At 57.8% G+C, this 13,213-nt stretch carries 11 protein-coding genes; 6 read left to right on the plus strand and 5 right to left on the minus strand.

All coding sequences use genetic code 11. The annotated features are described in order from the left end of the window. Positions 1 to 128 precede the first annotated feature (128 nt). Positions 129 to 767: a peptide-methionine (S)-S-oxide reductase MsrA gene (gene msrA, locus HB631_RS07210; protein ID WP_213990463.1), complete on the minus strand. Its 639-nt coding sequence runs from the start codon at positions 765 to 767 to the stop codon at positions 129 to 131. A 230-nt stretch (positions 768 to 997) separates the two neighbouring features. Between msrA and HB631_RS07215 the strand changes: the two genes are divergently transcribed. Genes HB631_RS07215 through HB631_RS07225 form a run of 3 tightly spaced genes read left to right on the plus strand, consistent with a single transcriptional unit; the run spans position 998 to position 6,905 of the window. Beyond that, a complete protein-coding gene (locus HB631_RS07215) occupies positions 998 to 2,734 on the plus strand; it encodes an autotransporter assembly complex family protein (protein ID WP_213990464.1) in 1,737 nt (578 codons plus the stop codon). Then, positions 2,731 to 6,555: a translocation/assembly module TamB domain-containing protein gene (locus HB631_RS07220; RefSeq protein ID WP_213990465.1), complete on the plus strand. Its 3,825-nt coding sequence runs from the start codon at positions 2,731 to 2,733 to the stop codon at positions 6,553 to 6,555. Before HB631_RS07215 ends, HB631_RS07220 begins: the two co-directional genes overlap by 4 nt. 2 nt (positions 6,556 to 6,557) lie before the next feature. Then, positions 6,558 to 6,905 carry a gamma-glutamylcyclotransferase gene (locus HB631_RS07225; RefSeq protein WP_132925741.1) on the plus strand — a complete coding sequence of 116 codons (348 nt, stop codon included), beginning with the start codon at positions 6,558 to 6,560 and terminating at the stop codon, positions 6,903 to 6,905. 29 nt (positions 6,906 to 6,934) lie between these two features. On the opposite strand, the gene ppa is transcribed toward HB631_RS07225, so the two are convergent. After that, a complete protein-coding gene (gene ppa, locus HB631_RS07230) occupies positions 6,935 to 7,462 on the minus strand; it encodes an inorganic diphosphatase (protein WP_213990466.1) in 528 nt (175 codons plus the stop codon). A 391-nt stretch (positions 7,463 to 7,853) separates the two neighbouring features. Between ppa and HB631_RS07235 the strand changes: the two genes are divergently transcribed. Next, positions 7,854 to 9,455 carry a methyl-accepting chemotaxis protein gene (locus tag HB631_RS07235; protein ID WP_213990467.1) on the plus strand — a complete coding sequence of 534 codons (1,602 nt, stop codon included), beginning with the start codon at positions 7,854 to 7,856 and terminating at the stop codon, positions 9,453 to 9,455. On the opposite strand, the gene HB631_RS07240 is transcribed toward HB631_RS07235, so the two are convergent. After that, a complete protein-coding gene (locus HB631_RS07240) occupies positions 9,393 to 9,578 on the minus strand; it encodes a hypothetical protein (protein WP_213990468.1) in 186 nt (61 codons plus the stop codon). The two genes, HB631_RS07235 and HB631_RS07240, sit on opposite strands and share 63 nt — an antisense overlap. 20 nt (positions 9,579 to 9,598) lie before the next feature. Then, positions 9,599 to 10,519, minus strand: a complete 921-nt coding sequence (locus tag HB631_RS07245) for a LysR family transcriptional regulator (RefSeq protein ID WP_213990469.1) — start codon at positions 10,517 to 10,519, stop codon at positions 9,599 to 9,601. 153 nt (positions 10,520 to 10,672) lie between these two features. On the opposite strand from HB631_RS07245, the gene HB631_RS07250 reads away from it, so the two are divergent. Further along, positions 10,673 to 11,275: an NADPH-dependent F420 reductase gene (locus HB631_RS07250; RefSeq protein WP_213990470.1), complete on the plus strand. Its 603-nt coding sequence runs from the start codon at positions 10,673 to 10,675 to the stop codon at positions 11,273 to 11,275. A 2-nt stretch (positions 11,276 to 11,277) separates the two neighbouring features. Further along, a complete protein-coding gene (locus tag HB631_RS07255; RefSeq protein WP_213990471.1) occupies positions 11,278 to 11,781 on the plus strand; it encodes an SRPBCC domain-containing protein in 504 nt (167 codons plus the stop codon). Between the two features lie 353 nt (positions 11,782 to 12,134). Here the strand turns inward: HB631_RS07255 and fbp are convergent, their stop codons facing one another. Continuing rightward, positions 12,135 to 13,139, minus strand: a complete 1,005-nt coding sequence (gene fbp, locus HB631_RS07260) for a class 1 fructose-bisphosphatase (RefSeq protein WP_213990472.1) — start codon at positions 13,137 to 13,139, stop codon at positions 12,135 to 12,137. Between the last annotated feature and the right edge of the window lie 74 nt (positions 13,140 to 13,213).

The following is a 13,213-nucleotide window of genomic DNA, read 5'->3' on the forward strand; positions in this document are numbered from 1 at the left end:
CGAAAGCTATCGGGTATACATCAGCGCGCCTTTGAAGGGCAATGTGTCGTGAGAAGGTAACAGAATGTTACCGGGCTGCATTGGCAGCCCGCATAGTATAGCAGCAGCCCCGGCAGGGCTGCTAATGATTACGCTTGCGGCGGCATGCACACGCCGATCCCGCCCAGATTGCAGTAACCCTCGGGATTCTTGTACAAATATTGCTGATGGTCGTCTTCAGCATAATAAAACGGCGTCGCCGGCTCAATCGCGGTGGTCACCTGGCGTTTATCCCCTGCCTCGGCCATCGCCCGCTGGAACTGCGCTTTGCTTTCCCGCGCGTCGCTTTCCTGTTCCGGGGTCAAGACGAAAATCGCCGAACGATACTGGGTGCCTATATCCCCGCCCTGGCGCATGCCTTGCGCCGGGTCGTGATTTTCCCAAAAGTGTTGCAGCAACGCTTTGTAAGAAATAACCCTGGGATCGTATACCACCCGCACCGTTTCCGCATGGCCGGTTTTGCCGGTACAGACTTCCCGGTAGGTGGGGTTTGGCGTAAAGCCGCCGGCAAAACCGGCCGCCGTGCTGTAGACACCGGGCAATTGCCAGAACAGTCTTTCAACGCCCCAATAGCATCCCATGGCAAATAAAGCCACTTCCATGCCGTCCGGGATTTGGGCCATGGAGTGACCGTTGACCACATGGGTGGTGGCAACCGGCATCGGCGTGGTGCGACCCGATAAAGCGTCACTTTGTGATACAAGCTCAGATTTGTTGAAAATGTGCATCAGAGTTGACTCCTGTTTAGGCAATTTATCGTAAAAATGGGGTATAGCCTGTTGTTTAACACATCTTCTTTACAGACAATAAACTTCAATTTTACGTTAATATATAGGTGTAAAGCTGTTATTTTAGGGCAAAAAAATCAAAAACAACCCTAAGACCAGCTGTTAATCGGAATGAAAGCGATTTTGCGCACAGGGAAGTCATTATCGGAAAAGCAAACTCAGGAGCCAGCTTGCTAAAAAATCGCCTTATTTGCCTGGTTTGCATTCTCGCGGCAACGCCCTGGTCCGACGCTGCTAACGTGCGTTTGCAGGTAGACGGGCTCAAAGGCGAATTGCAGCGTAATGTCCGGGTGCGCCTGTCCACCATCGGTGCGGATGAAATCACCGCCGACGCGCGCTTTCAGGCTCGGGTTGACAGTGCCATCCGCGAGGGACTGCGTGCGCTGGGGTATTATGAACCCCAGATTGATTTTACCTTTCGCCCGGCGGTCAAAGGCGGCCGCCCCGTCCTGGTGGCCGCCGTCAAACCGGGACCGCCGGTTAAAATCGCCGCCACCACCCTCATTGTGCGCGGCGATGCCCGCCGGGATGCCGCTTATCAACGGCTGATTCAACGAAGCCGGCCGGCCGTCGGCACCGTGCTCAACCATGGGGATTATACCGCTTTTATTGACGGCTTGACGGGTCTTGCCGTGCGTAATGGCTATTTCGACGCCGAGTTTCTCAAACGACAGCTGGCGGTGTCGCCGGAGCGGCGAGAAGCATTCTGGAATGTGGATTTCGACAGCGGCCAACGCTACCGCTTCGGTGAGATACGTTTCCATGGTTCGCAAATCCGCACGGACTATTTACGCAATATCCCCACCCTACATCCGGGGGATGAGTACAGCGCCACTGCGCTGGCGGAGTTCAGCCGGCAATTGTCCGCCACCAACTGGTTCAACTCGGTGGTGGTTTCGCCGGATTTGGTGGCCGGGAAAAAAAGCAAGGTTCTTCCCCTTGATGCGGTGGTCACCCCGAGGAGCCGCAACATTATTGAAACCGGCGGCGGCTTCGCCTCGGATGTCGGACCGAGGGTCAGAACCACCTGGAACCGACCCTGGCTCAATTCAATGGGCCACAGTTTCCAGACCAGCCTCAGCCTGTCGGCGCCGGAGCAGGCGCTGGATTTCAGTTATAAAATTCCGGTGCAGCGCAGCCCCCTGGAGCAATATTATTTACTGCAAAGCGGTTTCAGACGGGAAGATCTCAATGATACCAAATCCGATTCCACCACGCTGAACGTGGCGCGTTTCTGGGATTTTTCCAGCGGCTGGCAGCGATCGGTGAATTTACGCTGGAGCCTCGATCATTTTACCCAGGCCAATGTCACCGACACCACGATGTTGATTTATCCGGGCTTCACCGTTAACCGGACCCGGCAACGGGGCGGGACGATGCCCACCTGGGGCGATTCCCAGCGCTACTCCCTGCAGGTTTCCGACACCGCATGGGGGTCGGATATCGATTTTTATATCCTCCAGGCGCAAAACGTTTGGGTAAGGTCGCTGGCGGAAAAGCACCGCTTTGTGGCGCGCTACAATCTCGGCTGGATTGAAACCAATAATTTTGACCGTGTGCCCCCGTCGCTGCGCTTCTTCGCCGGCGGCGACGGCAGTATCCGCGGTTATCGCTTCCGCTCCATTTCCCCGCGGGACGCGGACGGCAAGCTGGTTGGCGCCTCGCAAATGGCCACCGGATCGCTGGAGTACCAATATAATTTTACCGGCCGCTGGTGGGGGGCGGCTTTCATCGATAGCGGCCAGGCGGTTAACGATATCCGGCATACCAACCTGAAGACCGGCGCCGGGATCGGCGTCCGTTGGCAATCGCCGGTGGGGCCGATTAAATTGGATATCGCCACGCCGGTGGGCGATCCGGATAATCACAGTGTGCAGTTTTATATCGGTTTGGGGACGGAACTATGAGCCGGGCCAGGAAAATCGGCCTGGGCGTGCTGGCATTTATTCTGCTGCTTTTGGGCATGGTGGGGTTTTTAATCGGTACCGAAGGCGGACTGCACCTGTTGATAAACGGCGCCGCCCGGTGGGTGCCGGGCCTGGAGATCGCCCATGTCAGCGGAGGCTGGCGCGGATTGACCGTCACCGGCCTGCAATATCGAATGCCCGGAGTGACGGTACGCGCCGAACAATTCCATCTGTCCCTTGATCCCGCCTGCCTGCGCCATAGTCAATTATGCCTAGACACCTTGTCACTGCGGGATGTGGATATTGATGTGAAAACCGCGGCGCTGGCCCCGTCGCCGACGGGCGCCGCCGAGCCGCAAAATAACAGCCAGACCGTCAGTACCCCTTATCCGCTTATTCTGCGGCATCTGGCCCTGAACAATGTCCGGATACGCATAGATGATACCCTGGTCACCCTCGGCAGTCTGGAAAGCGGTATGGATTTTCGCGCCAACAGTCTGACGGTGGCGCCAACCCATATTGCCGGTTTGCTGGTGGCGTTGCCAAAGGCCGCCGAGGTGCTGGCGGAACAGGCCGGCAAACAGGTCGGCAAACAGATCGTACAGACCGGGCAACAAAAGCGGCAGGATGCCGAGGCGGCGCTGGAAAAGGCCCGGCGGCAGCCGTCGCCGGAAGCGGCATTCAAGGCCTTTTTCGCCCAGCCGCTGCTGCCCGATTTGCCCGATGTGCGTCTGCCGCTGAACGTCCGGCTGGAGGGACTGCGGGCAGAAGACTTACGTTTGACCGACGACACCGATATCCTGATCTCGGCGTTGGATCTGCGCGGCGCCGTGCAAGACGGGCAAGCCACCCTGGAACGATTAAACATCGATTCGCCCCAGGGCCTGCTCAATGCCAGCGGCACGGCGCGGCTAAGCGGCAGTTGGCCGCTGAACCTGACCCTGAATACGGCAATTAATGCCGCGCCCTTCAAGGGGGAAAAAATCAGGCTGACCTTAAGCGGCGGGCTGCGGGATCAACTCATGGCGGCGCTGAATTTTTCCGGGCCGGTAAAAGCGCAGATAACACTGCAAACGCGCCCGGCCGAAGCCGGCCTGCCGCTGACGCTGACCTTCAACAGTCCCGGCATGCAATGGCCCCTCAGCGGCCAACCGCAGTATCAGGCGCGAAATCTGTCGCTGAACCTGGACGGCAAGGCGGTGGATTACACACTGACCATGGGGGCGTCATTAAGCGGTCAAGGCCTGCCGCCGGCGGAGGTGTCGTTGGCGGGTAAAGGCAACACCGCACAGTTTACCCTGTCCCGGCTGCATATCGCCACCCTGCAAGGCCAGGGGGATATCACCGCGCTGGTGGACTGGAGCAACGCCGTAAGCTGGCGCAGCGAACTGACCCTTTCCGGAATCAACACCGCCGGGCAGTGGCCGGACTGGCCCGCCCGCCTCGACGGCAAGTTATCGGTGCTGGGCAGCCTGCACGGCGGCAGTTGGCAACTGCGGGTGCCGGAACTCACCCTCGATGGCGAGGTTAAGCAGAACCGGCTGACCGCCAGAGGCTCCCTGAGCGGCAATGCCGCCGGACAATGGCATGTTTCAGCGCTGCGGCTGGCGTTGGGACGCAACAGCCTGACGGTAAACGGCGATTTGAACAATCAGCTGGCGCTGGACGCCGTGATCGATGCGCCGAATCTGAACGGGGCCTTGCCCGGCTTGGGGGGAACCATCACCGGCTCCCTGAACGTGCGCGGGGACCGCCAATCGCCGCAGGTCAGCGCCAATTTGACCGCCGCCGGCCTGCGCTGGCAGGAACTGCGGATTCGGCGCATCGCCTTGAACGGCCGCCTGCAATCCAGCGATATTATCCGCGGCAACCTTAACGTGGAGATTGACCAGCTGCAGCAGGCGACGGTTAACGTGCGGCGGCTGACGCTGGCGCTCACCGGCGATGAACGGGCCCATCAATTACGGCTGAATCTGCAGGGCGAGCCGGTATCGGGCGGGCTGACGCTAAACGGCGGTTACGATCGCCTGCAGCAGCGCTGGCGCGGTACCTTGAGCCAGACGCAATTCGGCAGCCCGGTGGGGGAGTGGCGGTTAAGCCGCCCGATGACTTTTGATTATCAGCAGCAGGCGCAAAATGTCGTTATCGGCCCCCATTGCTGGCAAAATATCAATGCGCAGCTCTGCGTACCCGCCAATATCCAACTGGGGGCCGGCGGACAGGCCACCGTGCTCCTTAACCGTTTTGACCTGGCGATGCTCAAACCGTTCCTGCCGCCGTCCACCACGGTGGGCGGGGTATTCAGCGGCCGTGCCCAGGTGAGCTGGCAGCCGGGCGGCAGCTTGCCGACCGCCAGGATTGTGCTGACCGGCAACGGTGTCAAGGTGCGGCAAAACATCCAGGGCGGAGTGCTGCCGGTGGATTTCGATCGGGTTACTTTCAACGCCGGCCTGGAAAACGACCGCGCCACGCTTGACTGGCAGATTGGCATAACCGGCAACGGACAGTTCAACGGACAGGTGCAGGTGGCTGATCCCCGCAACCGGCGAACGCTTTCCGGCAATGTCGCTATGAATAATCTCTCCCTGGCGCTGATCAATCCGCTGTTATCCGGCTCAGAACATGCCGCGGGTATGCTTAACGCCAATCTCCGTCTCGGTGGCAACGCCGTGCAGCCGCAGCTTTACGGTCGGCTGAGCCTGGACAGGGTTATCATCCGCAGCAATCAACTGCCGTTCGCCATGACCGAAAGCCAACTGGCCATGACGTTTGCCGGCACCAGCTCGGCCTTGCAGGGCGTGATCAGGACGACCAGCGGGCAGCTCAATTTAAGCGGCAATGCCAACTGGAGCCGCATCAATGCCTGGAACGCCCGTATCGCCGCCCGGGGGAACCGGGTAAGGATCACCCTGCCGCCGATGGTGCGGTTGGACGTATCGCCGGATATCACCGTGGAGGCCGCGCCACAGGCGCTGACCCTCAACGGCAGCGTCACCATCCCCTGGGCGCGGATTGTGGTTCAGAAACTGCCTGAAAGCGCGGTGGCGGTTTCTCCCGATGAAGTGATCCTCGATGCGCAATTGCAGCCGGTGGCCGAGCGGGAGGCGGGAATGGTCATCAACAGTAATATGAAGATTCATGTGGGCAATGACGTGCGGTTGGACGCTTTCGGCCTCAAAGCGCGGCTGCAGGGGGATCTGAATGTGATCCAGGATAAGCAGGGACTGGGCCTGCACGGACAAATCGCTATTCCCTACGGACGATTTAATGCTTATAGTCAGGACTTGATCATTCGTCGTGGGCTATTAATCTTTGCCGGTCCTCCGACGCAGCCCATGCTGAATATCGAAGCCATCCGTAATCCGGATTCCACCGCGGACGGTGTGACCGCGGGGGTCCGGGTCACAGGTATGGCGGATCAGCCGCGGATAGACGTGTTCACCGACCCGGTCAAATCACAGCAGGAGGCCCTTTCTTACCTGCTGCGTGGCCAGGGGCTGAATACGCCCGGCGCCGACAGTAGTATGATGACATCCATGCTGATCGGTATGGGCGTGGCACAAACCGGGCAGCTGGTGGGTAAAATCGGCGCGGCGTTCGGCGTCAGTAATTTGACCCTGGATACACAGGGGGTAGGGGATGAATCCCAGGTGGTGGTGAGCGGTTATGTCACGCCGGGGTTGCAAGTTAAATATGGTGTCGGTATTTATGATTCATTGGCAACGCTAACGCTACGTTATCGTTTAATGCCTAGACTTTATCTGGAAGCGGTGTCTGGTCTTAACCAGGCATTAGACTTGCTCTATCAGTTTGAGTTTTAACGATGCGAATAATTGTTTACGGTAGTCTGCGGCGCAATCAGGGCAATAGCCATTGGATGACAAACGGCCAATGGTTGGGGGATCATGTGATATCAGGTTATGAGTTATATGATCTCGGGCATTATCCGGCGGTTATCCCCGGCGTTGGGACAGTATATTGTGAAGTCTATCGCATTGATTCTTCAACATTGGCCGAGCTTGATGCCCTGCGTACAAAAAGCGGTGAATACAAGCGGGCGTTGATCAATACCCCCTATGGCGGCGCCTGGATGTATGTCTATCAGCGGCCGGTTGCGGGGTTGCGTCAGTTGAAGGGCGGTGACTGGCTGAAACGCGCCGACGAGCCTTAAACCCGTCGGGCGCTGAACTCGCCGGGGTTTTATTTCTTGGCGCGTTCGAAAGAGGCGATGATTTCTGCTTTGGCGGCCTCGGCATTTTCCCAGCCGGCCACTTTAACCCATTTGCCTTTTTCCAAATCTTTATAATGTTCAAAGAAATGAGTGATCTGTGCCCGTAATAATTGGGACAGGTCCTCTACGTCTTTAATATGGTCATATTCCTTTGTCATCTTGGTGTGGGGCACCGCCACCACTTTGGCGTCTTCACCGGATTCATCGGTCATCTTCAGCACGCCCACCGGACGGCAGCGGATCACCGAGCCCGGCTGCAGCGGGTAGGGCGTAGGCACCAGCACGTCAACCGGATCCCCGTCGAGGGAGAGCGTATGGTTGATATAACCGTAGTTACAGGGATAGAACATGGCGGTGGACATGAAACGATCAACAAACAATGCGCCGGTCTCCTTATCAACTTCATATTTGATCGGAGAAGCATTAGCCGGGATTTCAATCACAACATAAATATCCTCGGGAAGATCTTTTCCTGCCGGTACCAGATTCAAGCTCATGTCAATTTCCTTAAAATTTTAATGATGGCGTAGCGGCTATTATAACTGAAATTTGCGGTATACCCGTCATACTTCAAGCTGCAGGAGCGTTGGCTTTCCTCGCTCACCCCAGTCACTTACTTGAGTAAGCTCCTGGGGATTCGCTGCGTCGCCGCCTTCCTGCAACTCGAATTATTTAGGGTATAGATCAGGTTGTTTTAGCCTCTCTCCACGTCCTGCCTCGTAGCCGCCCAATGTGATTAAACTCACATAACCTATTAAAAACAGACGAATCTGTAAAGAGTTAACGCGGTGCACCGATAACCGATGCAGGGCGAGGTTACAACTTTAATCTACAACTTCGGTCGGGTGATTTGAACGAATCAACATCGTAAAATGCAGGGGCAGCAGAATGTTCAAGAATATAACCGTCAAGGCGGGCCTACTCGCCTGGCTGAGTTTAATGACCATTATTTTATTTATCGTCAGCGGTATCAGCATCCATACCATTCGGCAAGGCTCCATCTCCCTGCAAGCCATCAACCAGATACAAGGCGAGGAGCTCGGCTACCTTAGCCACGCCTATAACGCATCGCTGCGGTCCCGTACCGAAGCCTCCCTGGCGGTCAGACAATATGAAACCGGCCTGATTAACGAAGGCCAGGCCTCCACCGCCAAGGCCGCTGAGTTGGCCAAAGAAGCCGACAGCGCCATGGCGCAGTTCCTGGCCGCCGGCACGGTCACCATCGAAGGGGCCGACCGCGCGCAGCGAATGAATGTGATTTATCAGCGTTACAATGAACAAGGCATAAAGCCGATTCTCTCCGCGCTGCATAATGTGAACACTGACGCTTATTATCAATTATTGGAAAATACCCTGACGCCGCTGAGCACCGAAATGGATAATCAGCTCGACAGCTTCCAGCACTTTGCATTGGAAACCGGCCAGAATATTCAGCAGAAGGCGGCCAATAGCGCCCGTTTGCAATTGGTGCTGGTGATTGCGGCCTGTGTGCTGGCCCTGGCGCTGTCATTCCTGGCCTGGCTGGCGGTCCGGCGATATATACTACGCCCGCTGAATGTGGCCATCGTCCACATGGAAAATATCGCCGCCGGGGATTTATATCATCCCATCCCCGCGGCGAGTGACAATGAGCTGGGGCGGCTGAACCGGGCGCTGCAATTGATGCAAGGCGCGCTGGCGGGGGCGGTGAGCGACGTGCGGCTGGCCGGGTCGCAAATAGATGTCGGCACCCGTGAACTCTCGGCGGGCAATACCGACCTGTCCCAGCGTACCGAGGCGTCCGCCGCCGCACTGGAGCAAACCGCGGCCAGCATGGAGCAACTGACCCAAACGGTAAAACTCAATGCCGAACATGCCAAACAAGCCCATGAATTAGCGAAAGAAGTTTCAGATATCGCCGATAAGGGCAGCGAAGTGGTGTGTTATATGATTGAGAAAATGCAGGCCATTTCGTCCAGTTCCCACCGTATTGCCGATATCTTGGGCGTGATAGACGGCATCGCCTTTCAAACCAATATCCTGGCCCTGAACGCGGCGGTGGAAGCGGCGCGTGCCGGTGAGCAAGGGCGGGGATTCGCCGTGGTGGCCGGTGAGGTGAGAAATCTGGCCCATCGCAGCGCCGAGGCGGCCAAAGAGATCAAGGGGTTGATTCAGGAATCCCAGGGGCGGGTAAACGAAGGGGCCGATATGGCGCATACCGCAGGCGAAACCATGGATGAGATTTCCGAAGAGGTGATGCGGGTGACCCGCCTGATGAAGGAAATTTCCAACGCCACGGATGAGCAGAGCCGCGGCATCGAGCAAATCAGCCTGGCGGTATCGCAAATGGACGCGGTGGCGCAGCAAAATGCGTCGCTGGTGGAGCAGTCCAGCGAAGCAACCCGTTCGTTACAGTCGCAATCGCAGCACTTAACCGCGAGTATGTCCCTATTCCATCTGGAAGAGGAAGCCGCCGAGGAGCCTGAGGAACTGGTGGCAGTTGAAGCCTGATAACATCAGGCCGCGAAACAACTGGCCGCGCAACAACAGGTCGCGTAATAACAGGTCGCGAAACAACAGCCCGCGAAACAACAGCCCGCGTAACATCGGCTCGCGGGCCGTGGTTTTCAGCATATTGCTTCAGGGCTTCGGCATCACGGCGCCTGGACGGCATCGGGCTGCCGCCACAAGGCCTTCAGGCGGTCAACGAACCATTTACCCGCGGGCCCCGGGGGTTGCGAAGGCCGGTGAAAAGCGGACATCGTCAAGATAAAACCGGTGCGCGGCATGTCATCCACATCCAGCACCACCAGCGTGCCTGCGGCGATGTCTCTCTCCACCATATGCAGGGGCATTCCCCCCCATCCCACGCAGTCCTTGAGAAACGCATATTTGGTGGACAAATCAGCCAGACGCCAGGTCGACGGCGATGCGACGCCGAAGTTCCGGCCGGCCGTGAGATCGGATCGATCCGTGAGCACAAGCTGTACATGTTTCGCCAGCTCGCGCCGTGGTATCCGATGGCCAAAGCTCGCGAGCGGATGACATGGCGAAGCCACGGCGACCAACGGCAATTCCCCCAGTCGCTCGCTCACCAATGATGGAAATTCCTGCGGCAGCGGCGGAAGGATGCCCAGGCTGCATCTGCCGTCCAGGACAGGCTGATAGGCCGCTCCCAGGGCTTCGACGAACAGGCGCAGCGGCGTCAATGGAAACCGGCTCGCGAAGTCTTTCGCGACGGCGCTGACCACGCCGGTGGGGAAGAACACGTCAATAACCACCGAGAGTTCCGCCTCGACGCCCGATGTCATGAGCCTGGCGCGCGCCTTCAGCCTATCCACCCCGGAGACGATATTGCGGGCGTCTGCGAGCAGCAGCACTCCCTCCGGCGTGAGCTTCGGTAACCGGCCCGAGCGGTCAAAGAGTATGACCCCTATTTGGTCTTCCAATCCGCCGACCCAGCCGCTCACCGCTGACTGAACCCGGTTGAGCTTGCGTGCCGCGGCCGAAAAGCTGCCCTCATCCACCGCGGCAATGAAGGTTCTGAGCTGATCCAGGGAGACGCCGTCAAGCATTGGATATCCTCTATCTCTAATAGAGATGGTTTATATCTTAATATACCGTCTTCTCAGATACATTGCCAATCGCTACCATTCCTTCCTATGCAGCATGGCTGCCAGTTATTTCAGCAGCGTGCAGATCCCGGACCGTACCACCAAGGAGTCTTTATGAGCTATTCCATCATCGGCAGCGGCGGCGTCGGCGTTGCCCTCGCCGGTCAATTCGTCCGCAGCGGCATTACGGTCGGTATCGCTAACCGGCGCGGGCCGGACTCCATCACGTCGATAGCCAAAAAACTTGGCGACAAGGTGGTTCCCCTGTCGCTGCAAGACGCGCTCAAGGCCGACGTGATCATCCTGGCGATCCCTTTCTGGTCGCACCGCGACGTCGCCAAGGCCCTCCCGACCTGGCAGGGCAAGGTCGTCATCGACGTCACCAATGCCTATGGCGTGCCGCTGTCCGACCTCGACAATCAGCTATCCTCGGCGATTGTGGCGAAGGCGCTGCCTGGCGCTCACCTCGTGAAGGCATTCAATCATTTGCCCGCAGGTGTGCTCGCGCAGGATCCCGCGATCGCCGGGGGCCACCGGGTGATCTTTGTGTCGGGCGATGACGAAAGCGCCGTCGCGACGGTGACCGCCCTGGTCCGTCGACTCGGCTATGCGCCGGTCAGTCTCGGCACGTTGGCACAAGGCGGTCAGCTGGTGCAGGCGCGGGACAAGAGCTGGGCGCCCCTCATCTTCCAGGACCTGTTCAAGAGGGAGGCGTGATTATGTACGACCATGTCATTTGGCCCGAGCGCTATGACCCGAAAACGTCGGCCATTTACGCCCTCAACGACATTGACGTGAAGGCGCCCCCTGAAGTGGTGTGGAAACTGCTGGTGGACGCCGGGAATTGGTCGAGCTACTTCCCGCCCGAAGATCAGGTCAAGATCCTGTCCGGAGGGCCGGAACTGGCGCTCGGAATTCAATACAGCCGGGTGACGGTCGGGTTCCCCATGAGCCTCGTCGTGACGGAGTGTGTGCCCTACCAAAGGCTCGCGTGGGCGACGGTGGTGGATGGCGATCAGACCGGTTCGAGCGCATATCACGGCTGGGTCATCACGCCCACCGGCGATGGCTGCCATGTGCTGACCGAAGAAACGCAGCAGGGTCCCTTCTTTCTGGAGGAACTGGGCCTCAAGCATCCCGGGGCGCTCTTCCGCTATCACCAGGAATGGGTCGAACGCCTCGCCCGCGCGGCGGAGGCACAAGCGGCAAAGAAGACAGGTTGACGCGGCTGCCGCGAGGCCAGGCCACACCCGGAAAGACGTCTGGAAAACGTCGCGAAGGCAGCCCTCGAATGCCAAGCTCAGAGAGGTTCAAAGACCAAAGGGTAACAGGATTCCGGATGGAACGAAGTGGTTGTGGTCGCGCTGGGCACTGTGTTCATCGCCCCGAGAAATAGAGACTCCAGCGTCTGATGAACTTATGCCGCCGGCGGTCTGCATGACAGGTTTTTTCAGTGGGAAATTATTGGCTGCGGGTAGTGAGTCAACTATCTGAAAGCCCCCTCCCGGGGGCATGCAAGCGATTAGGCACTCCTGGCGGCGGGAGCCGCATGCCTATCTCAAGAGCCTATATCCGCTTATTGGTCGGGAAAATCGCGCATAAACCGCTCTGCGTCATTAACCATGGACTCTGTGCCGACAAAAAAGGGCGAACGCTGGTGCAGTTTTTCCGGCGTGATATCCAAAATGCGGTATTTACCGTCACTGGCTTTGCCGCCCGCCTGCTCGGCCAGGAAGGCCATGGGGTTGCATTCGTACAGCAAACGCAGTTTGCCCTCCGGGTAGCTTGCGGTGCTGGGATACAGATAAATACCCCCCTTCAGCAGGTTACGATGGAAGTCGGATACCAGGGAGCCGATATACCGGGAGGTATAGGGGCGGTGGGTCGCGGCATCCATCTCCTGACAATATTTAATGTATTTTTTAACGCCGGTGGGAAATTTGATGTAATTTCCTTCGTTAATGGAATACATATTGCCGGTCGCCGGGAAGCGCACGCTTTCGTGGGAAAGGCAAAACACACCGATGGAAGGATCGTAGGTGAAGGCGTGCACGCCGCAGCCGGTCGTGTAAACCAGCATGGTGGAAGAGCCGTACACCACATAACCCGCCGCCACCTGCTTATTGCCGGGCTGCAGGAAATCCGCTTCGGTAATCGGCGTGCCGATGGGAGAAATCCGGCGATAAATGGAAAAAATAGTGCCTACCGACACGTTGACGTCGATGTTGGAGGAACCATCCAAGGGATCCATCAGCACCACATATTTGCCGCTGGATGAACGACCGCCGTCAAAAATAACGATCTCGTCTTCCTCTTCGGAAGCGATGCCCGCCACTTGTCCCCTGGCTTTCAACGCCGCTTTCAGCTTTTCATTGGCGAACAGGTCGAGTTTCATCTGAACTTCGCCCTGGATATTGGACACGCCGCTGGTGCCCAAAATATCAACCAATCCCGCGGTGTTGATATCGCGATGAATGATTTTGGCACCCAATTTTATAGCGGAAAGCAGCGCGGTAAGTTCGCCGGTGGCATGGGGAAACTCATGCTGCTTCTCAACAATAAATTCGCCTAACGTTTTCATAACACATTCCCTGAACAAAAGAAGACACTGTTGCCGCGGATGAAAAGCGGTATTATCGATTTGCCACGGTATCA

The organism is Sodalis sp. dw_96, assembly GCF_018449575.1.
In the GTDB taxonomy this organism is placed as follows: domain Bacteria; phylum Pseudomonadota; class Gammaproteobacteria; order Enterobacterales; family Enterobacteriaceae; genus Acerihabitans.

Coding starts and splice junctions, on each gene's coding strand:
- msrA (WP_213990463.1), bottom strand. CDS start 767: ATGCACATTTTCAACAAATCTGAGCTTGTATCACAAAGTGACGCTTTA.
- HB631_RS07220 (WP_213990465.1), top strand. CDS start 2,731: ATGAGCCGGGCCAGGAAAATCGGCCTGGGCGTGCTGGCATTTATTCTG.
- HB631_RS07225 (WP_132925741.1), top strand. CDS start 6,558: ATGCGAATAATTGTTTACGGTAGTCTGCGGCGCAATCAGGGCAATAGC.
- ppa (WP_213990466.1), bottom strand. CDS start 7,462: ATGAGCTTGAATCTGGTACCGGCAGGAAAAGATCTTCCCGAGGATATT.
- HB631_RS07235 (WP_213990467.1), top strand. CDS start 7,854: ATGTTCAAGAATATAACCGTCAAGGCGGGCCTACTCGCCTGGCTGAGT.
- HB631_RS07240 (WP_213990468.1), bottom strand. CDS start 9,578: ATGCTGAAAACCACGGCCCGCGAGCCGATGTTACGCGGGCTGTTGTTT.
- HB631_RS07245 (WP_213990469.1), bottom strand. CDS start 10,519: ATGCTTGACGGCGTCTCCCTGGATCAGCTCAGAACCTTCATTGCCGCG.
- HB631_RS07250 (WP_213990470.1), top strand. CDS start 10,673: ATGAGCTATTCCATCATCGGCAGCGGCGGCGTCGGCGTTGCCCTCGCC.
- HB631_RS07255 (WP_213990471.1), top strand. CDS start 11,278: ATGTACGACCATGTCATTTGGCCCGAGCGCTATGACCCGAAAACGTCG.
- fbp (WP_213990472.1), bottom strand. CDS start 13,139: ATGAAAACGTTAGGCGAATTTATTGTTGAGAAGCAGCATGAGTTTCCC.